Source organism: Spiroplasma litorale (genome assembly GCF_001267155.1).
Taxonomy (GTDB): domain Bacteria; phylum Bacillota_I; class Bacilli_A; order Mycoplasmatales; family Mycoplasmataceae; genus Spiroplasma_A; species Spiroplasma_A litorale.
Map to the genome: position 1 here is coordinate 176,671 of NZ_CP012357.1, position 26,192 is coordinate 202,862.

Consider the following 26,192-nt stretch of genomic DNA (forward strand, 5'->3'; position numbering starts at 1 on the left):
TTTATAAAAAGTTTGAAATTTATAATTTTTTTATATTATAATAGAGTTGTTAGCAAATACTTTGCTAACGCATCAAAACTATAGATAAAAGATTGTTGATTTTAAGATATGCTTATTGACTAACCAAATAAAGTGGTTAGTTTTTTTTATTTGTATTGTAAAATATTATATGAGGTAAATAAATGAAATATTGTAATATTTTAGGAGTGCAGACTTGCTATAACTTTTTAGATTCAACTATAAAAATAAAAGATTATATCAATTTCTTAGTGGAAAATAATATCAAAACAGCATTTTATGCAGACAAAAATATTATGTTTGGTGCTTTGGAGTTTTTTGAAGAATGCAATTCAAAAAACATTAAACCTATAATTGGCTTAAATTTTGAACTTGATGGCGCTGATGTGTACTTATATTGCAAAAATAATAATGGCTATAAAAAAGTAATTAGTCTTTGTACAAAAATACAAGAAAATTTAGAAAATAATATAAAAATGGATTTTGAACAAATTGAAGAATTTATTTCAAATGATATTTTTTGAATATTTGACCCTATAATAAAACAAGCTAAATATTATTTGTTAATAAAATTAAAATTAGAGGAAAATAATATTTTTTATTCATTAAGTTCTAAAAATACTAGTTTTAAAGATAATAGATCAATTTTTACAAGTAAGATAAACTACTTATACAAAGAAGATTTTGATAGTTACAAGGCTCTTAAATCAATTAATGAAGGCATAAACTATGATGAATTAAATATCGATAATGATAAGTTTTATTTAGATATTGAAAAAATATCAAACGATATTGATATTGATATCCATAATAGTAATATTCAATATATTATAGATAATGTTATTGATGATGTTGTTTATGATAACAAAATACATTTTTTAAAGTACCCAAATAGTTTAAAAATGCCATCTGATTCTTACTTAAAATTTATTTGTGAAAATAAATTAGAAGAATACGTTATAAAAAATAATATAAGTGACAAAAACATATATAAAAAAAGATTAGAAAAAGAATTAGAAACAATATTCAAAATGGGATTTTCTGATTATTTTCTTGTTGTAAATGATTTTGTTATTTATGCAAAAGAAAATAACATTTTACATGGACCAGGAAGAGGTTCCGCCGCTGGTAGTTTAGTTTCTTTTTTACTTGAAATTACAAAGATAGACCCAATTAAATATAATTTAATATTTGAAAGGTTTTTAAATATAGATAGAGTTACATTGCCAGATATAGACATAGATTTTCAAGACGATAGAAGAGAAGAAATAGTGGAATATCTATTTAATAAATATAAAAAATATCACTTTGCAACAATATCTACATTTCAAACAATTGGTATAAAAAATGCCCTAAGAGATTGTGGTAGAATTTTTGGAATCCCAGTTAGTGATATTAATGAAATGTCTAAAAATGTAAGTCCAAATAATTTATTTGATCTAGAAAAAGCAGTTAATGAAAATATAACTCTTACTAAATTCAGTAAGATGTACCCAAAAATTTTTAGTATATCTAAAAAAATAATTGGTTTACCAAGACAATCTGGTACACACGCTGCAGGTGTAGTTTTTTGTGACGAAGAATTATATAAAGTCGTTCCATTAAAAGTTGGTATAAATGGTATTTTACAAACACAATATGGTATGAACTACTTAGAAAAGATCGGACTTATCAAAACTGATATTTTAGGCTTAAGAAATTTAACGATTATACAAGAAGTAATTAAAAATATTGAAAAAAACAATAAAATTAAATTTAATCTGGAAGATATAAATTTATATGATGAAATGACATTTCAAACCCTGCAAAATGGTGAAACCTCAGGAATTTTTCAACTAGAATCAAATGGAATGACAGATTTAGTAAAAAGAATGAAAATAAGTTCTATTGAGGAAATAGCAATTACAAGTGCTCTATTTAGACCAGGTCCACAAGACAATATTGATTTACTATTAAATAGAAAAAATAAAGTTGTAAAAACAACATACATAAATGAAAGTATAAAAAACATATTAGAACCTACTTATGGAATCATAGTATATCAAGAACAAGTTTTAGAAATATTTAAAAAAGTTGCTAGCCTTTCATATAATCAAGCAGACATAATTAGAAGGGCTATAAGTAAGAAAAACTTTGATTTAATAAGAAGTGAAAAAGATATTTTTATCAAAAAAGCTGAAGAAAATGGTTATTCTCAAAAGGATTCAATTGACCTATGAAATTATATTGAAAAATTTGCAGATTATGGTTTTAATAAGTCACATGCAATTGCATACTCAATAATAAGTTATTGAATGGCATTTTTAAAAACTCATTACAAGGCTGATTTTTATTGTTCATTATTGAATGGTGTAATACGAAATGAAAATAAAACAAGTCAATACATTCAAGAACTTAAAAAATATAATTACAATATAATTGCTCCAAGCATAAAAAATCCTAATCATATTTATTTTTCTAAAGCTAACAATATATTTATGCCTCTTGGGGTGATAAAATATATAGGACCAGAGTTTTTAAAAAAACTTAAAGAAATATTTATTAAAGATAAGTTTGTTTTTAATAATCTTTTAAAACTTTTAACCACTTTGTACAAAACAACATTAACTGAGCAAAAATATTTGGCGCTTGCATATGCTGGTGCTTTTGATAATTTTCAAATAAGTAGAAAAAGTCTTATTTTATTTAAAGATCAAATTTTTAATCTCTTAAGAGTAATTGATAATTTAAAAAATAATGATATAGAAATATTGTTACCAAATTTTAAAGATGATAAAGAAGATTTATTAGAATACGAAAAAGAATATATTGGTTTCTATGTGTCGTCTCATCCGATAATTGAATTAAGAAAAAAAATTAAAAATATAGATAAATTAACTAAAATAAATGCCTTGGAACTGCCTGATATGCAAGTAAATATTTTAGTTTATGTTGATATTATTCAAATAAAAAAAGATAAAAATGACAAAGAAATGTGTTTTTTATCTTGCAGTGATGAAACCGGAAAAATAGATTTAACAATATTTTCAAGTATTTACAATGATATAAAAGATAGAATTCAAAAATCAGGTTACTATATATTTTTGATTAAATCTCAATATTACAAAGATAACATCACTTTTAGTTTAATCGATATTAAAAAAGAAATTAAGAAAGTTTAAGGTTTGTTTATGAAAAAATATTTATTAGTTGACGGTAATTCATTATTATTCAGAGCATTTTATAGTTCTTTTGGAAGGGTAACTTTAACAACAACTTCAGGAACTCCTACAAATGCAGTTTTTTCTTTTATCAATATGCTTTTTAACATAAATACAAAATTTAATTATGATTCAATCATAGTTGCTTTTGATAAAGGTAAAAAAACATTTAGACATGAAAAGTTACCTTCTTATAAAGATGGAAGACAAAAAACTCCTCAGGAGTTAGTTTTACAATTTCCAATAGTAAGGGAATTTTTAAGCAGTGCAAATATAAAGTGATATGAAATTGATAACTATGAAGCTGATGATATATTAGGGACAATTTCTAAAAAATTAGAGTTAGAAAATGATAATCTGATTCATATTCTTACAAGCGACCAAGATATGTACCAATTAATTTCAGAAAAAACATTCGTTCTTTCACCACAAACAGGTACTAGTGACATACTAATATATGATAGGTACAAGCTAAATGAAAAATGAGGTATAGAACCTGAACAGGTTGCCGATTATAAAGGACTAAGAGGAGACCAATCAGATAACATAAAAGGTGTGCAAGGAATTGGTGAAAAAACAGCTAAAGAACTACTAAATATATATAACTCAATAGAAAATATATATAAAAACATTGAAGAAATTAAAGGTGCAAAAAAAGAAAAACTTATTAATGGTAAAGAAGATGCTTTTTTATCTAAAGAAATTGCAACAATTTATATAGATGTAAAAATGGATTTTTGTTTTGATGATACAAAAATTGATTATGAAAAACTAAAACCTTTTTTTCAAAAATATGAAATGTTATCTTTGGTAAAAAAATATTGTCAAAACATAGAACCTTCTAAAAATCTTAGTTCATACAAAATAATTGATGTATGAAATCAAAGTTATGAATGTGAATTAAATTCAATATATATTGAAATATTAAACGATAACTATCAAATACCAGATGTTGTTGGTATTGCAATTTCAAATGATAAAGGTACTTTTTACTTCAAAAATTTAGGTCAAAAAGAAGTTAATATATTTAATTGAAATGAAAATGCAGTTGATAATGAATTCCAAAGTTTTTTGTTAAATAAAAAATTTGATACATATGATATTAAAAAAACTATAATTACATTAAAAAACATGGGTTATAATGTAAATTTAGAAAATTTTGAATATGATATGATGCTTGCTACATATGTTCTAAACTCTTCAATAAAATCGAATTTTGATTCGCATCTGATATTCTTAAAACCTGAATACGAATTAAAAACTTTTGAAGAAATATTTGGAAAAGGAGCAAAAAAAACAAAAAATATAAATGATAAAGATAAAGAAGAATATATAATTGAAAAATCAATTTTAATAAAAGACCTTAAAAAAGAAGTGTTTGATAAGTTAAATGCTTCAAACCAATATTTCTTATATAGTGACATGGAACTTAAGTTTGCTAAGGTTTTAATAGAAATGGAAATTGAAGGTGTGCTTATTGATACAAATGAGTTAAAACTACAAACCAAAAATATAATAGAACAAATTAATATTCTTGAAGAAGATGTAAAAATTGACTTTAAAGATTTTATTGATTTAGACTTTAATATTAATTCCCCTAAACAGCTTAAAGAATTATTGTATGATAAACTAAAACTACCTAACTCTAATAAAGGAAGCACAGATAAAGAAACGCTTGAGAAACTTGTTGATATAAACCCAACAATAAGTAAAATTTTGCTACTTAGAAAGCTACAAAAACTATATTCAACATATTTAAAAGGTTTTGAAAAATATATATATGCAGACAAAAAAATACATACTATATTTAATCAAACGCTTACAACAACAGGTAGATTAAGTTCTATTTATCCAAATATTCAAAATATTTCAATACGTGATGAAATACAAAGAGAGTTTAGAAAAATATTTGTTTGTGAAGAAGGCTACACATTTTTAAGTTTTGACTATTCACAAATTGAACTAAGAGTTCTTGCTGATGTCGCAAACGTAAAAAGTTTAATAAACTCTTTTGAAAATAACAAAGATATACATGAAGAAGCTGCGAAAAAAATATTTGGAATTGAAGATCGCCAAGTAACCAAAGATGAAAGAAGAATAGCTAAAACTTTTAATTTTGGTATTTTGTATGGATTAAGTGATTTTGGACTTTCTAAGGATTTAAATATAACCGTTAAAAAAGCAAAAGAATATATAGAAAGTTACTATAACTCGTTTCCAGAAATTTTAGAGTTTAAAAAAAGTACAATTGAGTTTGCAAAACAATTTAGTTATGTAGTAACTCTGGCAAGTAGACGTAGATATATTTACGAATTACAAAGCACAAATTTTATGGTTAGACAGTTTGGTGAGAGAGCTGCTGTAAATGCCGTTATACAAGGAACAGCTGCAGACATATTAAAAGTTGCAATGATAAATATTAATGATATTTTTAAAAGCAAAAATATATTTATGGTTGCACAAATTCATGATGAAATTATATTTAAAATTAAAAAAAATGATGTTGAAAAAGCAATCCCAATAATTGAAGATAATATGAAACAAGCATATGAATATATACTTAAAAATTATAATCACAATAGGTCTTCGAGAGTTAGTTTAGATGTAAATTATAGCGTCGGTAAAAACTGATTAGAATTAAAATAGAGGTTATAAATATGCCAGAATTACCAGAAGTTGAAACCGTTGTTTCAATTCTTAATAAAAATGCGCGAAATAAAAAAATTGTTAGCATTGATGTTGTATATCCAAAACTTATTAAAACAGAAATATCATTAGAAGATTTTAAAAAAAGAGTAAGCAACAAGATTATAAATGAAGTTAATAGAATTGGTAAATATATAATCTTTGATATAGGTGTAGATGTTTTGATTAGTCATTTAAGAATGGAAGGCAAATGATATTATATAAATAATTTGGAATTAATAAATCAAAAACATATAGAATTGATATTTTATTTAGATAATGATTATATGTTGGTATATCATGACACACGTAAGTTTGGAACAATCAATTTAGAAGAAAAGCAATTTTATAAATTTAAAGAACCAATAAAAAAATTAGGACCTGAACCTTTTGTAAAAGAAGTTAATGGTCTATATTTTAGTAATGCAATGAGTAAATCAAATAAATATATTAAAACAGTGTTATTAGACCAGACTAAAATATCGGGTATTGGGAATATATACGCAGATGAAATTTTATTTGATTCAAAAATACACCCAGAAAATAAAGCTAATAATTTAAGTATAGACAATTATATTTGTATATATAATTCAAGCAAAAAAATATTGAAAAGAGCAATTGAACTAGGAGGATCTACAATAAGTACCTATAAAGCAGGTCACGGAATTTCAGGTAAGTTTCAAAATGAGCTGAAGGTTCATCTAAGGAAGGGCGAAAATTGCTTTAATTGTTCAAATAAAATTTTTAAGATAAAGGTTAATGGTAGGGGTACATACTATTGTGAATATTGTCAAATAAAGTATTAATATGTGGATAACTCAAATAAGATTGTTAATATCTAATGATAATTGTTAAAGTTATAAACAAATTTATAGGTATTTCTTAAAATATATTAAATGTATTTATTTTATAGAGTTATAAACATAATATTAAATTGTATTAAGCGGAGGATAACAATCTTGAATCTTTATAAATATATAGTTAGTTTAAATGACATAATTGATAGACCTAGTTCAAAGATATTAACTTACCTTTATCAACCTATAGTAGGTATACAGGCAATTACAATATATAAAACTTTGCTTGAAGAAGGTTTAATAGCCAAGGAGTTAAAGAACTACAATTTTAATATGCTTAGAATATTTAACTTAACTAGTCTTTCTGAGGAACAATATTTTGAAAATATTAAAAAATTAGAAGCTGTTGGACTTTTAAAAACATTGATTAACTATAAAAAAGAGTTTTATATGTTTAATCTGTACTCACCTTTAGAACCAATTAATTTTTTTGATAGCGAAGCATTTAACTCATGTTTATTTAATAAAATTGGAAAAACTGATTATGAAATTATTAGATATATTTTCCGTGATGATAATAAAACTTTATATCAAGATAATGGTTGTGTGGACATTTCTTCATCATTTAATGATGTTTTTAGTTCTATTTTAAATAATAAAAATATAAATGAAGTTTCTCATTTGAAACCTAAACCTTCTAAAAATTGTTTATTTATTGAAGAAGATTTTAAAAAAATTGTTGATGAAATAAAAAAAAGAAATTTTGTTTTTGAAATAAGTTTAGATCTTGCGAAAAAATGATTTAACGAGTTATATTTACTTTATAAATTTAGAGTAGAGGATTTTATATCTTTATTTTCAAAAATTGATAAAAATGTAATAACAAAAGGTGATAAAAATAGAATATTTGCTTTAGCAGAATCTATAAAAAACAATCTTTTTAAAAATCAAAATATTGCTCAATTCGATGGTAAAGAGCACATGAATAGACAAAAAAATCTTAAAATTAAAGAAATGGAAACAATTAAACCAAATCTATATTTAAAAGCTTTGTTAGGTTTGAAAACTTTGAATGATGATCAAAAAAACCTATTAAAAGATTTATCAATGAATTACAAACTTAGAGATAGTGTAATAAATTGCCTAATTGAGTTTTCATTTCTAAAAAATGAGAAACTAATAGTAACAAATTATATATTTAAAATTGCAAAATCATTGAACGAAAACTCAATTAAAACTGCAGATATGGCTATGGAATATTTAATTAATGCACACAAAAACTCAAAAAACTCAAAAGTAAAATTTTCAAATGATAATGGTTGATCAGAAGCAAAAAATAAAAAAACTTATGAAGTAAATGTTGAAAATGATGTTAAATTAGATATAAAAGCATGAGGCGACCTATAATGGATGTAAATTCTATTGAAGATATAAAAAAAAATCCAGATATGATAAGTTTAATTAATAAATACAATATTACAGATGAAACGCTTATTAAAAACTCAAAAGTTATTAGTTCTTTTTTGAAAGATTATGTTTTTTGTAAAAGTAATGAACCTTTAGTCAATTGTAAACAACTAATGAAAGGTGTTCAACAAAAATTAATATATAAAAATAAGATATTTTACATTACTAGTAAAAAATGTAATCATTGACTTTATGAAAACAAATTTTATAAATTTGATGAAAATATTTTATATTGTGATTATGATAAAAAAAGCATAAGAATAACTTTAGGTGATTATGTTAAAACAATTAATGAAACTCCAAAAAACCTAACAGTATTAAATTTTTTAGAAAAATTTAAAAAAACAATTGACACTTCTGATTGGAAAGGTTTTTATCTTCACGGTGCACCAGGTGTAGGTAAGACCTATTTATTAAAACTGGTCGCCAATACAATGGCGGGATTAGATAAAAAAGTAATTTTTGTATCAGTAAATAAACTAATTAAAATTATTAAAGATACTTTTAATAATACTTTTGCAAATGAGAGAAATAATTTTTTTGATAAATGCTGTGATGTAGATGTTCTAATTCTTGATGACATTGGTGGAGAAGTTGTTAGTGATTGAAGTAGAGATGAATTATTATTTGGAATATTAAACTACAGGATGGAAAATAAACTTACCACTCATTTTAGTTCTAATTTTTCTATAAAAGAACTTGAAGATAACTACTTAAATCAAAAACTTAAAACAAGTGATCAAAAAAGTTTCGACAAAATAAAAACACTTAGATTTACAGAAAGAATAAAGGGTTCTGCTTATGCTGTTAACATCAAAGGGTCAAACAAAAGATATTAATAGAATTTTTTCCAATATAAATTTATAAAATAAAATATATAGAAAAAATATATTATATATCTAATTTAATCTCTTTAAAATAGGGTGTAAAATTAGATAGTGAAAGGAAATTAAAACAATGAAAAAAATTGCGATTAATGGATTTGGTAGAATAGGACGTCTAGCATTTAGACAATTATTTGAATTAAAAGATATAGAAATAGTAGCTATAAATGACTTAACAAGTGCAGATACACTTGCTTACTTATTGGAGTTTGACTCAGCACATGGTCAATTTATGTCTGGTAAAATTTCATCAAAAGAGGGGGCTATTGTAGTTGACGGTAAAGAAATTTCAATTCTTGCTGAAAAAGACGCTTCACAACTTCCTTGAAAAAAACTAGGAATTGATTTGGTAATAGAATGTACTGGATTTTATGTTTCTAAAGAAAAATCACAAGCTCATATAGATGCTGGAGCAAAAAAAGTTATAATTTCAGCACCAGCAACTGGTGAATTAAAAACAGTGGTATTTGGAGTTAACCACAAAGAAATTACTCCTGACGATTTAATAGTTTCTGCAGCTTCATGTACAACAAACTGTATGTCACCCGTAGCAAAAGTATTAGATGAAAAATTTGGTATAGTAAAAGGTTTAATGAATACAATTCATGCTGTAACTAATGATCAAAGATTATTAGATTTACCACATAGTGATTTACGTCGTGGACGTGCAGCTGCTTGAAATATTGTTCCAAGTAAAACTGGAGCAGCAGCAGCAGTTGGTAAAGTATTACCAAACTTAAAAGGTAAATTAGATGGTTTAGCACTTCGTGTGCCAGTTATTACTGGTTCAATAGTTGACCTAACTTTAGAATTAGGAAAAGAAGTAACAGTTGAATCAATCAATAGCGCAGTAGAAGACGCAGTTAAAAAAGATGCTGACTTAGCATTAGCAATGCAATATTGTACAAAACCAATAGTTTCACAAGATGTTATTTCATCAAGATATGGATCAATTTTTGATGCAACATTAACAAAAGTTATGACTGTTGATGGTAAACAAATGGTTAAAGTGTTCTCATGATATGATAATGAAAACTCATTTACATCACAATTTATCCGTACAATAAAATACATGTTATCTTTATAATTAACAAAAAACTGCATATTTCTTTTAAACTAAATAATCCTTTATTTTATGGTTAAGAGAAATATGTTTTTTGTTAATTATATTTAGAAAGGAACTTTTATAATGAAAAAAACATTAAATGATGTAAATGTTAACGGTAAAACAGTTTTAGTTAGAGTTGATTTTAATGTTCCTATTAAAGACGGAATAATTACAGATGATAACAGAATTAGAGCGGCTTTACCAACTATTAATTATTTAATAGAAAACAACGCAAAAATTGTTTTATTTTCACATTTAAGCAGAATAAAAGAAGAGGCTGACAAATCAAAAAAATCTCTTCAACCAATTTCAAAAAAATTAGAAGAAATTTTAGGAAAAAAAGTGTTATTTGTTAACCAAACAAGAGGAACAGAATTAGAAACTTCTATTAAAAACCTTAAAGAAGGAGAAGTTCTATTATTTGAAAATACAAGATTTGAAGATGTTAAGAATAATGAAGTTGTTAAATTCGAATCAAAAAATAATGAAGAATTAGGAAAGTATTGAGCAAGTTTAGGAGATGTTTTTGTAAATGATGCATTTGGTACCGCACATAGAAAACATGCTTCAAACGTAGGTATAGCATCAAATATATCTGAAAGTTGTGTAGGATTTTTAGTTCAAAAAGAATTAGAAATGTTATCAAAAGGTATTGATAAACCTGAACACCCTTTTGTTGCAATTATTGGTGGAGCAAAAGTTTCAGATAAAATTGGAGTAATTGATAACCTACTTAAAAAAGCAGATAAAATTATAATTGGTGGAGGAATGGCATTTACATTCTTCAAAGCACAAGGACATTCAATAGGTAAATCACTTTGTGAAGAAGATAAAATTGATCTTGCAAAAAGTTATTTAGATAAAGCAGAAGGTAAAATTGTATTACCAGTAGATTCAGCAACAAATAACGAATTTAAGGATTCAAAACCAAGTTTTGCTGGTTTGGATCTTCCTGAAGATCAAATGGGGCTAGATATTGGTCCAAAATCAATTGATTTATTCCAAAGTATACTTAAAGATGCTAAAACAGTTGCTTGAAACGGTCCGATGGGTGTTTTTGAGTTTGAAAACTTTAAAAACGGTACTGTTGGTGTTTGTGAAGCTATTGCAAATTTAGATGGTGCATTTACTTTAATTGGTGGTGGAGATTCTGCTGCAGCTGCAATACAACTTGGTTATAAAGATAAATTTACACATATTTCAACTGGTGGTGGTGCATCTCTTGAATATATGGAAGGTAAAGTTTTACCAGGAGTAGACATAATTAAAAATAAATAAAAACTACTTAAAACTTACCAATGTAATATTTACTTATAAAAACAAAAACTTCCTTTCTTTTTCAATGGGAAGTTTTTGTTTTTATAATTATAATTTTTAAAAGCATATTTTATAAAATAAAGTAATGAGGAGTAAATATGAGTACAATTAACAATAGAATAAAAAAAGATTCAGAAAAAAATGACTCACTAGTAAAATTAGTAAACGTATCAAAAAAATATAAATCAAAAATAGCATTAAAAAATATTAATCTAGAAATTAACCCTGGCGATAGAATTGGTGTTATTGGTGCAAATGGTGGAGGTAAATCAACCCTAAGTGAAATAATAGGTAACATAAGGAAACCTTCAACTGGAGAAGTTATTAGAAAAGATGGTCTGATAATAGGACTACAATTTCAAGATTCAAAATACCCAATGGGTATAACAGTTTTGGATATGATTAAATACTACTTGCAAACATTTAATATTGAAATGACTGAAAGTGAACTTACAAAAATTTTACGAACTTATCAAATTGAAAGTTTTAAAAATAAATTTTTAGTTAGTTTAAGTGGAGGACAACAACAAAGAGTTAACATTCTGCTAAGTTTAATACACAACCCTGATTTAGTTATTTTAGATGAAGTTTCTACAGGTTTAGACATTGAGGTAAGAAGCGAAATATTCGATTATATTAAAGAAAATGTTGTTCAAAAAAATAAATCATTAATTTTAGTAACACATATGATGAGTGAAATTGAAGAACTATGTAATAAATATATTTATATTCATAATGGTGAAATTCATGATTCTGGAAAAGTAGAAGACATAGTTAAAGAACACGGATCTGTTCATAGCTATACTTGAAAGAAATTTAAAGAAGAAAAAGTTGAAGATTTAAAAAAAGAAGCAAAAGAAAATGATAATAAAAACAAAAAAAACAGATTTGATAGAATAATAAATAAAGCAAATAACAAGGGGAAAAATATACCCTTAGTTGTATTGTTGATGAAATATTATTATAAAGGCTTTGCAACTCCGTTCTTTTTATTTGCATTTCCTATAATTTTATTATTTTTAGAAGGATTTGCTTTTAAAGGTCAAACACTTGGTGGTGGACCAGAAATGAAAGAATATACATTATTGCATAACTTGATTGGTTCTATAGCTATTATGCAAATAATTTCTGCTGGAATATTCATTATCCCACAAACAATTCTTGATTTTAAAAATAGCGTGTTGATGAAAAGAATTGGAGCAACCAATATTAAACCATTATTTTTTATCTTATCAGTAGTTACAATGGGTATATTATTTATGATAGCAGGATTTTTTTGAACACTATTATGAGCTGGAATTATGTTTGGTGGAGAGTATGGTTGAAAAAATATCTCAACTCCCTATCAAGCGTTAGAGTCATTACCTTTCTTGTTTATTATTTTAGTGTCATCAATTTCATTAGGTTTAATGCTTGCAAGCATATTTAAATCAACAACTGTTTATATAGCGGTTTCTAATATTATTTATTTACCATTAGCATTTTTAGGTGGATCATTTATGCCAATAGATTTTATAATGTCAAGTGATATTTTAAAATACGCAACATATTTAAATGCATTTAAATATTGTATGGAACCATTTAATAATGCGTGAGCAGGAAAATTTGAATTTAATAGTGAAATAATAATATATTTAGTTGTTTCAATAAGTTTAGTATTAATTTATATAACTGTAGGGTCATTTAAATTAAAATGAGAATCTTAATTTAAAGTATTTGCTTTTTAGTAATTTATAGTGTTAACATTAAAAAGGATAAATAATTTATATGGAGAAATTATGAAGTTTAGAAAAATTGATAACACAGAATGAATTAAAAATTTTTTTGTAGATAGTGAATATCTTTATTTAACAAATAGTCAATTTAATAAAAAAAACTTTATAGGTAGAATAAAACTGAAAACATTATATGAAAATTTAAAAATTAAATCAGATATTGAAAGATATTTTTTATCCAACCCAAATCCATATGAATATAATGGTGTACAAGGCGCAAATAGTGATATAGATATTTTTTTAAATAATCAACTTTTTATACAAAACATATTTTTACTAAACAATGTTCAATATGTTACCTTCCTTGATGATGATAAAAAAATCTATACAAAACCTCTTTATGAAGATAGTGATAATAAAAACATAATTGATTGTTTATTTTATACAAAATTTAAAAATGACTATATTTTTAAAAAAAATAATAGTATTTATTTTTATAATGAAAACAAGAAATTTGATTTTGATTTTGTAAATATAATACCATTTAATAATATTTTTATTGTTCAAAAAGAAAATGAAAATATTGTTGTATATTCTGAGGATCTAACATTTTTATATGAAATTGATAATTCGTTTTGTTTTAAAAAAATATTTTATATAAATAAAAAAAATATACTTATTTCCTATAGGGATGAAGGGGTTACGTATATTTATAATGTAGAAAGTAAATCAAAGATAATATTTTGTAATTATTTTATTATTAACGCTAAACTAATAAATGAAAACTTAATAATTATAAAACCTTCAATTAATGATAATGTGATCTTTGTTTCTTAATATAAAAAAAACCGTTAAATTGAACATCTAAAATAAAATTGACTGTAAAAAAGTACTTTTATTGTTAAAATTTTATTGAAAGGTGTTCTTTTTATGTGGCAAAACAATGAACAAAAAACGAAAAACTTAATATAATTAATGAATCAAAAAAATGGCTATTTTAAATGCGGCATTAAAGTTTGATATTAGTACTAGCACAATTAAAAGATGAAAATCAGAGTTAAAAGTTAAAGATGAAAGAGCCCTTGAATGAGGTAGCGGAACACAAGCAAAAGGAAATATTAAAAAATTTAAATCTCATAATTGAATTTTTAAAGAACCTGATGATATGAGCGTTGAAGAATTAAGAGAGGCTTTGAAACTGGAACGAGCTTTAAAAAAGCATTTGGCGAAGACGACTAAGGAAAAGTACTTTGCCATTTTTAATGTTAAAAGAATGTTTTCTTTGAAATTATCTTGTTTATATTTAAAAGTTTCAAGGTATGGATATTTAAAATGACTTAAAAACGGAAAACCAAAGTATAAAAATTATAATAGAATTTTAGCAATTAAGATAAGATGCCTTTTTTACTTGTTTAAAAAAAGATATGGTTATAATATGATAACTTTATTTTTAAACAAATACTTTAAAGAAAGATGAGACCCTTGAGTTGTTTATAGATATATGAAAATAATGAGTTTAAAAGCAGTGAAGAAAAAGAAAGTTCCAAACTATGATAAATCAGGTCCATTAAGATTTGAAAATTTATTAAATAGAAACTTTAATTCTAAAAATATAAATGAAAAATGAGTAAAAGATGTAACTTATATAAAAACTATTAATGGAAATGTTTATCTATCTGTTATAAAAGATTTGTTTAATTCTGAAATTGTTGATTGAAAGTTATCGGTTAGTCCTAATAATAAATTATGTCATACAAATTTAATAAGTTCTATTAAAAAAAGAGATGCTCCAAAAATAATTCATTCAGATCAGGGAGCGCCATACACAAATGAAACTTGAGAAAGATTATGTAAAAATAATAATAAATATTTCTATGTCAAGAAGAGGGAACTCCCTAGATAATGGTGCATGTGAGACTTTTTTTGGAACTTTTAAAAATGAATGTATATATACATATAAAGTAAAAAAAACTACATCACTCAAATATTTATAAAATTATCTCAGACTATATAGAGTTTTATAATTACGTTATACCTTGTCTAAAGCATAAAAAAACTCCATACTAAATTCGTATGGAGAAAGTATCTTTTTAATGTCAATTTTAATTGACAATTTCAGATAAATCGGTTTTTTTATATTAATATTAGTTTCTCATTTCGTAATTTTTTTGTTTTTCAGATAAATTTGTGTAAACACCATATTCAAATGAGCCACTTTTTGATCATATTCCTTTAATTGTTTGTCATATTGTAAATATAATAAACAATTGCATTGCAATTCTCAAAGGTGCCAATAAAGCATTCAAGAATCCTGCACCACTTTTTCTATCAAATAAGTCACTAATTATTGAGATTATTGAAAGAATAGATAAGATTATTTGTATTATTAATATAATTGTTGCGTAAATAATGTTAATAATTGCAACAAAGTTCATTAATTTGTAACCTGCTCCTCTTTTGTCTCATATTGCTTTAGCGCCTGGTCCTGCAAATAATGAACAGTTAATTATTCCTCAAAATGCAATCAATATAAACACAATATATACAACTTGGTTTGTTACTGATTCAAGGTCCATTGACATATTCATTGCCTTATTAAAAATAAGGTAGAAAGAAATGCCTGTTACTGAAACTAATATTGCATTAATTCCATATCCTTTAGATATAGTAAACTTTGGATCAATTGTTGATCTCACCTCTGTATTTGGCATTTGTGCCAATATCATTGGAGTTAATATACCTCCCACTGATAATGAGAATAAAGCTAAAATTCATCTATTATTTATTAATGTATCATCATCTGATTTTCTTAAAAAATTAATAATGTATGAACAATAGAATACATTTCCCACAGCTAAATATCCAAGGAATGCGAATAATACAGGTATGTATTGAGGGTCTAGCCCATCAGCTAATAATTGTAGTTGTTCATTACTAGTAATCCCATTTCTAAATATTGACTGAGCTACATATATTAAAGCTCCTAAACCAATAGCGGCCACAATTAAACCAAAAATATTTGCAAGAAATAAAAAGAATCTAAGAGAACCAATTGATCTTCCTGGTCGTACCATAAATTTCACCTCCTAAGGTAATGATATCATTTTTTTATATAAAAATTCTTTTTATATAAAAACAAAAATGTTATTTACTTTCCTCAAAATTGATTAAAATTAAAAACTCGCCAAGGACTTCTTTTGGTGAAGTCATTTTTGCATAGAAATAACCATTTTTTAAAATATGATCGTTTTTATAAACTTTACCTGGTTTATATTTACCGTTATCTAAAACTGCCTCGAAAACTGTCTCTTTATCCATGTTTTCATCTCTACCTATTTTTTCCAAGCTTTTTGGTGCTTCTATATTAAGTTTTTTATGAATGTAACTTATAATTTTAGATTGATATTTTTCATCATCTATATTTAATTTAAACACTAAAACATTCATATATTGTAAATTTGCTTTAAATGTTATATCTGATTCGAATTTATCATCTGTATGAGTAATATCTACAACATAATATATTTTAATATAAAACCTATTTTTAAATGGTTTTTTAATATCGTTTAGATTTTTGAATTCTTTATATGATTCAATACCATACATCCTAATTCCGTTAATTTCTTTAACAGTAGATGGATCTTTTGGATCAACATATTTAACATTTAAAGTAATATTTAAATAATATAAATCACCATATATAAAATTTGTATGTTTTTCAATTTTTATAATTTGTTCAACTTCAGTAATTTTATTAATATCTTTTTCAATGTTTGGTATAAATAAATTTAAATTATCAACACTAGTTTTGCCGATGCTTTTAGTTTCGTTTTTAAATGTTGTTTCAACAGAATCAATTTTAAAACTGGTTGTTTTATATTCGTTCACTTTTTTAAAAATATCTGCAAAAGCATTATTTTTAATGCTCTCTGAGAATTTATTATCTTTGATTTCAGCGCTTGTTATAACACCGTTAGTTTCTCATTTTAAGTTATCAAAATTTATGTTTGCAAAGTTATATAAGTAATCTATATATTCATCTTTCTCTGAAACTGGGGGTTCTTCCTCTTTTGCTTTATCTATATTTATATATCCTAAAACAGCTCCAGATGCAAAACCAAATGTTGAAGCAACTAACATAATTTTTTTCATACATACATCCTCTTAAACATTACATTATTTATAATTTTACTATATTTATTAATAAAAAAACGCCTAAGCGTTTTAAATGTTATTTGGAATTTCTATTATTTTAAATACTGATTCATAATCATTAAGTATTTTCATTTCCTCGTTATTTGATTTAATTTTTATAAGCAATTTTTTATGATAAACAAAATATAATAATATTGCAGTTACAAAAACAATCACTAAATATAATAGTTGGAATGTACTTGATAGAATTGATTGTATATCATCTGTTTTCATAAATCCATTTATTAAATCAATGAAGTACATCACAAAGAAAAATGTTAATAGAATCATTGTTAAAATTCAACCAATGTATTCTCAAACTTTTATTTTTATTTTCTTTCTAAAGCCTTGAACTAATGCTGTAGGTATAACCATATAATAGATTAATAGCAGCAATATTGAAGCTGAATTGGCAATTGTTCCATAATTAAAGGGTGATGGTTTTTTTGCGATACCCTGAACTATGTCTGGTATAAATAAAAATAAGAATCCAGTAACCATTATTATAATAATTGTAGTTAATACACCTGCAATTGGGACATTTTCTTTGTTTTCTTTTTTAAATAATTTAGAAATAAATCTTTGACTAGCTAAAGGTTCAAGGGTTGAACCTCCAAACATTGTAACTTGTAATGATGAATTAAATCTCATTAAAACGGTACATACAATTATAAGCCAAGGACCAAATTTTTTTAAAAAGTCACTATCAAATTTTTTAAATATTTGAAGATTTGGATTCCCACTGAATGGTGCATTAACAGCAAACATAATTATTAAGCTAAACAATATATAAAAAACTGTAGTTGCAATCATTATAATAATTATTGCAATTGGCATATTTTTGCTTCTATTCTTTATGTTTTTTCCTGTTGTAATAAAAGTTTCAATACCCGCAAAGGCAAAGAAGCATGTTGTAAAAGTTTTACTAAATGACGAAAAACCAAACGAAGAATTATTTACATATTGGTCTAGCCCTGAAGATTCACTTGTAAATCCTGCCACCAGTCCAAAGATCATAATTAGTATAGTTATTCCTCATGTCATATATCCAATTATTATAGAAACATATTTATATTTTTTAATTCCAAAGAAAATTATGGTAGCTGCAAACATATATAAACCAAATGCAATTAAATCCAAGTATAAACTTCCTCAAGGACCTCATGAACCTCAAGGGTTTATTTGATTGTTCTTGTCATAACCAACAAGGTTGTTATCTCCACCATCAAAATTTTGCCTTACCATTGATACGATTAAACCCATACCAATAAGAGGAATAACTGAATAGTTGATTATTCCCATTAGTAATCCTCAAAACTTACCAAATGCAGTTCTAACATATTGACTTGCACCACCATTTGCTTGAGGGTGTTGCTTTACAAGTTTTGCAAATGCCCATGCACACATAAAAGCAACAATTCCTTCAAGAACAAAAATTCAAAGTATATGGATACCAACTCCTACATTTTGTCCTTCATCATTTGTATTTGTGACTACACCAGCAAAACTTGCTGTAAATGTAATTCCAGCGATAAAACTAACGCCCATTCATATTAAAGAGAGCAAACCTAACTGCTCTTTTTTCGTTTTCATTCTATTTAATTTCTACCTTCCTATTTAATATGACAGGTATTATTAAAGGATTTCTTCTTTTACATCTAAATATAAAAGGTGAAAGAGACTCTTTTATAGAATTTTTTATAGCACCAAATGTTGGTTTTGAAGAATTTAATACGCTCAAAACAGCATTGGTAACAATATTTATTGCCTCAGCAATAACATTTCCACTTTCTCTAACATAAAAACTACCTCTTGAAACAATTCGAGGTTGTGATGATAATTTGTTAGTTTGTGAGTCAATAGAAATAATTACAGCCATAAGACCATCATGACTTAAAATATTTCTTTCTCTAATAACATTACTTGCTTTACCTGTCATATCTTTACCATCAATAAAAATAGCATCAGCAGGAACTCTTTTTCCAAGTTCTGCAACACCATTATGAAGTAAGATTTGATCCCCATTTGCAACTACAAAAACATTATCTTTTTTAACATTGACTGAATTTGCAGTTTCTCCATGGGTTTTTAGCATCCGATATTCTCCATGCATAGGCATAAAGAATTTTGGTTTTAATAATGTGAATAAAATTTTTTGTTCTTCTTGACTTGCGTGTCCTGAAGTATGTATTTTATTTTCACCGCTATTTTCAATAACGATGGCTCCAATTTTAGTTAAATTGTTGACTACGTTTTCAACATCTGCTCTATTACCTGGAATAGGAGAAGAAGACATTATTACTGTGTCGCCAGGAATAATTTTTATGGTTTGGTGTTCCATTCTTGAAATTCGTGAAAGCGCAGCCATTGGTTCACCTTGACTACCAGTACATAAAATCATAATTTGGTTTTTTGGATAATTATCAATTTCGTTAGGTTTTATAAACATTTTGTCATTAATATTTAAATGCCCAATTTGTCTAATTATTTTAATGATTCTTTCAATACTTCTACCTATGACAATTATTCTTCTACTATATTTATTAGCTAATTCAATGATGTGTTGTAATCTATGAACATTTGAAGCAAAAGAAGCAATTATAATTCTGCCTTTGGCTTTTAAAAAATGAACATCAATATTTTGAATAATCTTTTTCTCTCCAATAGTATAACCTTCAACCTCTGCATTAGTAGAGTCAGCCATTAGCAATTGAATTCCTTCGTTCCCTCATTTAGAAAGTCTTTGAATATTTGCGTTATGTCCTAGTGGTGTTCAGTCAAATTTATAGTCTCCAGTAGAAAAAATAGCTCCATTTGGAGTCTCTATATAAATACCAAATGCGTCAGGAATTGAATGATTTACTGCTGCAAATTCAAGTTTAAAGTGTTTTGTTGAATATACATCATTTTCGACATACTCTCTAACAACTGTTTTATTTTGTAATTTAAATTCTTTTAATCTATCTCTGATTAAAGCAGCAGCTAATTCTGGTGCATATATTACAGGAACATCAACTTGTTGTAAAAGATATGGAATACCACCAATGTGATCTTCATGACCATGAGTTATAAATAAAGCTTTTACTTTTTCATTATTTTCAACAAGATGACTAAAATCAGGTATAACTGCAGTAATACCTAATTGGGTATTATCTGGAAATTTAACCCCTGCGTCTAAAATTATAATTTCATCATCATGTTCTATACAATATGTATTTTTCCCAACTTCTTCAAGTCCACCTAATGCATATACTTTAGTTGGTAGTTCTGAGTAATCTAATTTTTTTCTTTCTGGATTTTCATTATCCTCTAGTTTTTTTACTATTATTTTTTTTTCTAATTCACTTAATAAATTATTCTTATCGTTATTTTCCATTTTTTATTCCTTTCAAATTATTAAATTTATATTATCTGTTAATTAAATTATCATAGAAGAACATTTGAAAATATTATAACAAAAATATTACTATTTATTTTTTTTAAAATACATAATTTTACAAAAAAAAATTTATACCGTAGTATAAAATTTATTTCAATTATATTAAAAATCAATCATCTTCTGAGTAAAAAGGTTGTTTTTTATTAATTCAATCATAAAACAACTTACCATTATTATGATCCAATTCATGTTGAAATACAATTGCTTTGTAACCCCTTAAAGTAAGGTTTACTTCTTTTTTTGTTAATCAATCATAACCTGTCACCTGAATTTTATAACTTCTTGGAACTAAACCTTTGTAATCTTTATCAACGCTAAGACAACCTTCACCGCCATCAAGACAAGCAATTTGATTGCTTTTTGCAATAATTTTTCCATTTATAATTGCATATTCTTCAGCATTATCTTTACTATCTTGATGCTCTTCAGATTTTTTCTTTTTTGTTCACTCAAATCTTGCAAAAAACATATTCTTATTTACACCAATTTGTGGTGCAGCCAAACCAACTGCAGGTCTTAAATGATCTTCTTTTTGTTTGTTATTTAAAATTGGGTCTTGACTGTATCTTACAAAATCAATTAAACGGTGCATTGTATTTTCATCTTCTGAACTTAATGGTAATTTTACATCTAATGATGTGTTTCTTATGACCTCAGGTTGATTATCTTTCCAAAGTCATTTGTTAGTGGGAATCTCTTTTTGCAAAAGATCCTTTTCTAAATCTAATTTCATATAAATACCTCAAAAATAATTATATAATAAATTTAATTTCTTAGAGTAAAAAGAGGTTTTATGAAGGTTATTAGTGGTAAATTTAAAGGGCGAAAACTAAATGTTCTTGAAGGTTTGAATACAAGACCAACATTAACAAGAGTTAAAGAGGACATTTTCAATGTATTAAATAATTATTTTATATATAATGAAAAAATTTGTTTAGATTTATTTGCTGGAAGTGGGGCTCTTGGAATTGAAGCAATATCAAGAGGGGTAAAACATGTTTATTTTAATGAACATAACAAAGATGCAATTAAAGTATTAAACTCAAATCTTGAAAAGATAGGTAAAGAAGATTTTACAATATTGAATTTAGATTTTAAAGACGCTTTAAAATATATGTTGGAAAACAATATAAAAATAGATTTACTTTTTCTAGATCCACCATTTAAAGAAGTTGGCTATTATAAAGATTTTTTTGAGTACATTAGTAAGGTAAAAATAATCAATAATTATGGTATATTAATAATAGAGTCTAAAGAAATTTTAGAAAAAAATTTACTATTAGGTTACGTGTGTTTAAAATATAAATTTTATAAGAATAAGCATTTATATATTATTAGGTTAGAGGAATAGAAATGAAAAAAGGAAAAATAATTATTTTATCTGGTCCATCAGGTGTTGGAAAAGGAACAATTAATAAGGAATTAGCAAAAGATAATTCATTAAATCTTACACAATCAATATCAATGACAACAAGAGCGGCCAGACCAGGAGAAGTTGATGGAGTAAACTATTTTTTTGTAGACAGAAGCACTTTCAAGGATGCAATTGAACATGATGAATTAATTGAATATGCTGAATTTATTGGTAACTTTTATGGAACTCCTAGGAAGTATTTATACGACAAAATTGAAAATGGTGAAAACGTTGTTTTAGAAATTGAAGTAACTGGTGCCACTCAAATATTAAAAAAAGAAGAATCAAGTAAATTGGTTTCAATTTTTTTAATGCCACCCAATTTAAAACAACTAGAAAATAGATTACGCAATCGCGGAACTGAAAATGAAGAAGTTATAAAACAAAGATTAGACAAGGCATTATTAGAGATACCTCTAAAACATAAATATCAGTATGTAATTACAATTGATAGTGTTGAAGATGCGGTTGAAAAAGTTAAAGAAGTATTAACAAAAGAAGATACACTTGAAAAAGATTGAAAAACAAGTAAATATTATAAACTAAATGAAGATGTTAAAAAAATCATTACAGACCAATATATGTTTTTGGTTGACAATTGAAAAGACAATGTTATACATTTAGATAACTTTAAAGATATTAAAAGTTTTAATTTTTTAGAATATTTAATCAATTTTTTAACTGAAAAAATATATAAATTTGTATTAGCACACGAAGAATTAAAAAGTTTAGAGAATTTCAACAAAGTAAAATCATACGCAGAAAAATTTATGTTAGACTTTAATTTTTTTACAATAGAGCAGGAATAAAATGAATCCAAGATTTATATCGTTAAATATTTTAGACAATGTAATATTTAATAATTTGTTTGCAAATAAACAATTAAATAATATAAAAAATAATATGAGTATATCAAAAAATGATATTTTTTTTATTTTTAAATTAGTTTATGGAGTTATTCAATATAAGCTTTACTTAGAATATGTAACGAATAAAGTTTTAAAAAAAGAAATAAAAAATAATAAAATAAAAATAATTATTTGAATGGCATTGTTTCAATTAGTTTTTTTAAATTCTAAAGCTTATTATGTAATAAATGAAGCTGTTGAATTATCAAAAAAAGTTGATCATAATTTATCTTCATTTGTTAATGCAGTTCTTAGAAAACTTCAAAATAAAGAATATTGAAAAGTAAATATTAAAAATAAAAAAAATGTCGCCCCTTTAAAAGAAGGTATCCCATATTGACTCTTCGATCAAATATCTAAACAATACTCAATTGATATTGCAAAAAAATGAATTGAATATGTTAATAAAGAATCAAATTTATATGTAAGATTAAATACATTGAAAATAAGCAAAGAAAATTTTATAAATAATTATAATGATGTTTTAAAAATAGAAGAATTAGAAATTTCTAACAACTTTTTTATTGTTAGCTCTAACTTATTTGAAACTGATTTATTAAAAAAAGGTTTTGTTTATATACAAGACCCATTAAGTGGATTGGCGTGTGAAATTTTAAATCCAGAAAAGAATTCTAAAATACTTGATATGTGTTGTGCGCCTGGTGGTAAATTAAGTTATTTAAGTCAATTAGTTAATCAAGAAGCAGATATTACAGCTATTGAAATTAATGAAAATAAAAAAAATATAATACAAAATAATTTAGAAAATCTTGGTATTTTAAATATAAATATAAATTATATTGATGCAGTTGATTATAAAACCAAAACAAAATTTGACTACATACTATTGGATGCTCCGTGCACTGGATATGGGGTGATCAAAAATAAGCCAGAGATAAGATTAAGAAAAAGTACTAATGATGATATTCAAAAACTTTATAATTTACAAAAAAAACTACTAGAAAAAGCATATAGTTTATTATCTAAGGGTGGAGCAATTGTTTATTCAACTTGTACAATTAATAAAAATGAAAACGAATTTCAAATTGATGAGTTTTTAAAGAAACATAAAAAAATGAAAAAAGTTTATGAAAAACAATATTTTGGTTTTGAATACAATACTAATGGTTTTTACATATGTAAGTTAATTAAGAGTAGTGTTTAATTAAAATCACTATATATGGTATAATTAGAAATGGAGTTAACATGAAAAAAAATAGTATCTTTAATTACACATTAGAAAATTTAGAAATCTTCCTTGAAAAAAATAACTTTAAAAAGTTTTCTGCAAAACAAATATTTAATTGACTTTATGTTAAAAATATTTTAGATTTTGATTTAATGACAAATTTAAGTAAAGAACTTAAAACGTTTTTAAAGGAAAATTTTGAAATTAATGAACTTAATTTATTGGTTTCTGAAGAATCAAATGACGGTACAATAAAATTGCTTTTTATGTTAGACGATAAAAAAACAATTGAAACAGTATTGATGCCACAAAAATACGGTCAATCAGTTTGTGTTACCACTCAAGTTGGTTGCAAAATGTCTTGTACTTTTTGTGCATCTGGTCTTATAAAAACCGAAAGAAATTTAGAAACTTATGAAATGGTACTTCAAATACTTACTATTAATAAAATTTTAAAAGATAAATATATAGATGACCCTGATAATCCAAAGGCAAGAGTAAGTCATATTGTGGTTATGGGGATTGGCGAACCATTTGATAATTTTAAAAATGTTTGAGATTTTGTAAATATAGTCAATAATGGAAATGGTTATAAAATTGGTGCTAGACATATAACTATTTCAACTTGTGGTGTAGTTCCTAAAATAATTGATTTCGCGAATTTAAATAGTCAAGTAAATTTAGCAATATCATTGCACGCTCCAAATAACGAAATAAGAAATAAACTTATGCCTATTAATAAAGCGTACCCAATTGAAAAACTAATTGATGCAGTTAAATATTATGTTAATAAAACTAACAGAAGAATTACTTTTGAATATATTTTAATCGAGGGGATAAATGATTCAGAGCAAAATGCAATTGAATTAGCAAAACTTGTAAAAGGTATCAACGGTTATGTAAATTTAATTCCATACAACGAGGTTGAAGAAAATCCATTTAAAAGATCAACAAAAATAAGTCAATTTTTTCAAGTGTTAAAAAAATTAAATGTAAATGCAATATTGAGAAAAGAATTTGGTATTGATATTAATGCAGCTTGTGGTCAACTTAGAGCAAAAAGAGAAGGAATCTTAAAGAATGAAATTTAAACATACAATGTTATCAGAAATTGGTAACTACAGAAAACTAAATCAGGACTATGTAGGATTTGTAGAAAATAATGGTAATGCTTTCGGAATAGTTTGTGATGGAATGGGTGGACATGCTCACGGTGAAGTTGCATCAAAAATTGCAGTTGAAAAATTTATAAAACTATTCAAAGAACAAGATTTTAATGGATTAAATCAAAAAGATATTAATAGATGATTAAGAAATAGCGTAAGTGAAATTTTAAATGAAATGGTTGAATATTCAAATGAGCATTTCGAAACTAAAGATATGGGAACCACACTAACTGCAATATTATTTACTTCAATTGGAGGTTTCGTAGTGAACATTGGTGACTCTAGAACTTATAAATTAGTTGGAGAAGATATTCACCAAATAACACAAGATCAAAATTTGTGAAATTCAACACCTGAAGCAGAAAGAAATGATATGAAAATGTCAGGTCTTTATAGTGAAGTCAATGAAGTTACATTTTGAAAAGTTTTAACAAGTGCTTTAGGGCCACAAAAAACATTAAGAATTGATACATACTTCATAGAAGATATAAGTGGTACTTATTTTTTAACCACTGATGGTATTCATGATTATATGGATAATGAACTTACAGCATCAACTTTAGCAAACAAAAAAATTAAATTAAAAGATAAAGCTTTTTATATAATTGAAGACGCTAAAGAAAATGTATCGACTGATAATTTAACTATACTAATAATAGAAGTGGAGTAGAATCCATTTTTTTGCTATTAT

General features: G+C 25.1%; 21 protein-coding genes. 16 read left to right on the forward strand and 5 right to left on the reverse strand.

Annotated elements, in window-relative coordinates; genetic code table 4:
* Positions 1-182 precede the first annotated feature (182 nt).
* From dnaE to SLITO_RS06240, 11 genes are all read left to right on the forward strand, one after another.
* Positions 183-3,179 (forward strand): DNA polymerase III subunit alpha, encoded by a 2,997-nt coding sequence (gene dnaE, locus SLITO_RS00930; RefSeq protein WP_075057924.1) that lies wholly within the window; start codon positions 183-185, stop codon positions 3,177-3,179.
* Between the two features lie 9 nt (positions 3,180-3,188).
* Positions 3,189-5,864: a DNA polymerase I gene (gene polA, locus SLITO_RS00935; RefSeq protein WP_075057925.1), complete on the forward strand. Its 2,676-nt coding sequence runs from the start codon at positions 3,189-3,191 to the stop codon at positions 5,862-5,864.
* 11 nt (positions 5,865-5,875) lie between these two features.
* Positions 5,876-6,709, forward strand: a complete 834-nt coding sequence (gene mutM / locus SLITO_RS00940; protein WP_075057926.1) for a DNA-formamidopyrimidine glycosylase — start codon at positions 5,876-5,878, stop codon at positions 6,707-6,709.
* 153 nt (positions 6,710-6,862) lie between these two features.
* Entirely contained in the window at positions 6,863-8,107 is a 1,245-nt protein-coding gene (locus SLITO_RS00945; protein WP_075057927.1) for a DnaD domain protein, read from the forward strand.
* Positions 8,107-9,006, forward strand: a complete 900-nt coding sequence (locus SLITO_RS00950) for a DnaA ATPase domain-containing protein (protein WP_075057928.1) — start codon at positions 8,107-8,109, stop codon at positions 9,004-9,006. Before SLITO_RS00945 ends, SLITO_RS00950 begins: the two co-directional genes overlap by 1 nt.
* 118 nt (positions 9,007-9,124) lie before the next feature.
* Positions 9,125-10,138, forward strand: coding sequence for a type I glyceraldehyde-3-phosphate dehydrogenase (gap, locus tag SLITO_RS00955; RefSeq protein WP_075057929.1), 1,014 nt, complete (start codon positions 9,125-9,127; stop codon positions 10,136-10,138).
* Positions 10,139-10,240: 102 nt separating this feature from the next.
* Positions 10,241-11,437, forward strand: coding sequence for a phosphoglycerate kinase (locus SLITO_RS00960; protein WP_075057930.1), 1,197 nt, complete (start codon positions 10,241-10,243; stop codon positions 11,435-11,437).
* Between the two features lie 137 nt (positions 11,438-11,574).
* Complete coding sequence (locus SLITO_RS00965; protein ID WP_075057931.1) at positions 11,575-13,182, forward strand: ABC transporter ATP-binding protein/permease; 1,608 nt, start codon at positions 11,575-11,577, stop codon at positions 13,180-13,182.
* Between the two features lie 72 nt (positions 13,183-13,254).
* The gene (locus SLITO_RS00970) at positions 13,255-14,028 is read left to right on the forward strand and encodes a hypothetical protein (protein WP_075057932.1); all 774 of its coding nucleotides are present in this window, start codon (positions 13,255-13,257) and stop codon (positions 14,026-14,028) included.
* Positions 14,029-14,179: 151 nt separating this feature from the next.
* On the forward strand, positions 14,180-15,094 hold the full coding sequence (locus SLITO_RS00975; RefSeq protein ID WP_075057933.1) for an IS3 family transposase: 915 nt from the start codon (positions 14,180-14,182) through the stop codon (positions 15,092-15,094).
* Positions 15,066-15,185, forward strand: coding sequence for a hypothetical protein (locus tag SLITO_RS06240; RefSeq protein ID WP_158500611.1), 120 nt, complete (start codon positions 15,066-15,068; stop codon positions 15,183-15,185). Before SLITO_RS00975 ends, SLITO_RS06240 begins: the two co-directional genes overlap by 29 nt.
* A gap of 150 nt (positions 15,186-15,335) precedes the next feature.
* On the opposite strand, the gene SLITO_RS00985 is transcribed toward SLITO_RS06240, so the two are convergent.
* From SLITO_RS00985 to def, 5 genes are all read right to left on the reverse strand, one after another.
* Positions 15,336-16,265 (reverse strand): hypothetical protein, encoded by a 930-nt coding sequence (locus SLITO_RS00985; RefSeq protein WP_075057934.1) that lies wholly within the window; start codon positions 16,263-16,265, stop codon positions 15,336-15,338.
* 70 nt (positions 16,266-16,335) lie between these two features.
* Positions 16,336-17,343, reverse strand: a complete 1,008-nt coding sequence (locus tag SLITO_RS00990) for a hypothetical protein (protein WP_075057935.1) — start codon at positions 17,341-17,343, stop codon at positions 16,336-16,338.
* A 72-nt stretch (positions 17,344-17,415) separates the two neighbouring features.
* Positions 17,416-18,978: an APC family permease gene (locus SLITO_RS00995; RefSeq protein ID WP_075057936.1), complete on the reverse strand. Its 1,563-nt coding sequence runs from the start codon at positions 18,976-18,978 to the stop codon at positions 17,416-17,418.
* 1 nt (position 18,979) lies between these two features.
* A complete protein-coding gene (locus SLITO_RS01000; protein ID WP_075057937.1) occupies positions 18,980-20,761 on the reverse strand; it encodes a ribonuclease J in 1,782 nt (593 codons plus the stop codon).
* Positions 20,762-20,921: 160 nt separating this feature from the next.
* Positions 20,922-21,545: a peptide deformylase gene (gene def, locus SLITO_RS01005; RefSeq protein WP_407696203.1), complete on the reverse strand. Its 624-nt coding sequence runs from the start codon at positions 21,543-21,545 to the stop codon at positions 20,922-20,924.
* A 72-nt stretch (positions 21,546-21,617) separates the two neighbouring features.
* Here def and rsmD point away from each other — a divergent pair, with 72 nt between their 5' ends.
* The 5 genes from rsmD to SLITO_RS01030 are packed head-to-tail and all read left to right on the forward strand — an operon-like array spanning position 21,618 to position 26,171.
* On the forward strand, positions 21,618-22,175 hold the full coding sequence (rsmD, locus tag SLITO_RS01010; RefSeq protein ID WP_075057939.1) for a 16S rRNA (guanine(966)-N(2))-methyltransferase RsmD: 558 nt from the start codon (positions 21,618-21,620) through the stop codon (positions 22,173-22,175).
* Positions 22,176-22,177: 2 nt separating this feature from the next.
* A complete protein-coding gene (gene gmk / locus SLITO_RS01015; RefSeq protein ID WP_075057940.1) occupies positions 22,178-23,047 on the forward strand; it encodes a guanylate kinase in 870 nt (289 codons plus the stop codon).
* A gap of 1 nt (position 23,048) precedes the next feature.
* Complete coding sequence (gene rsmB, locus SLITO_RS01020) at positions 23,049-24,311, forward strand: 16S rRNA (cytosine(967)-C(5))-methyltransferase RsmB (protein ID WP_075057941.1); 1,263 nt, start codon at positions 23,049-23,051, stop codon at positions 24,309-24,311.
* 41 nt (positions 24,312-24,352) lie between these two features.
* The gene (gene rlmN, locus SLITO_RS01025; protein ID WP_075057942.1) at positions 24,353-25,426 is read left to right on the forward strand and encodes a 23S rRNA (adenine(2503)-C(2))-methyltransferase RlmN; all 1,074 of its coding nucleotides are present in this window, start codon (positions 24,353-24,355) and stop codon (positions 25,424-25,426) included.
* Positions 25,416-26,171, forward strand: a complete 756-nt coding sequence (locus SLITO_RS01030) for a PP2C family protein-serine/threonine phosphatase (protein ID WP_075057943.1) — start codon at positions 25,416-25,418, stop codon at positions 26,169-26,171. The genes rlmN and SLITO_RS01030 overlap by 11 nt, the downstream gene beginning before the upstream one ends.
* Positions 26,172-26,192: the final 21 nt, after the last annotated feature.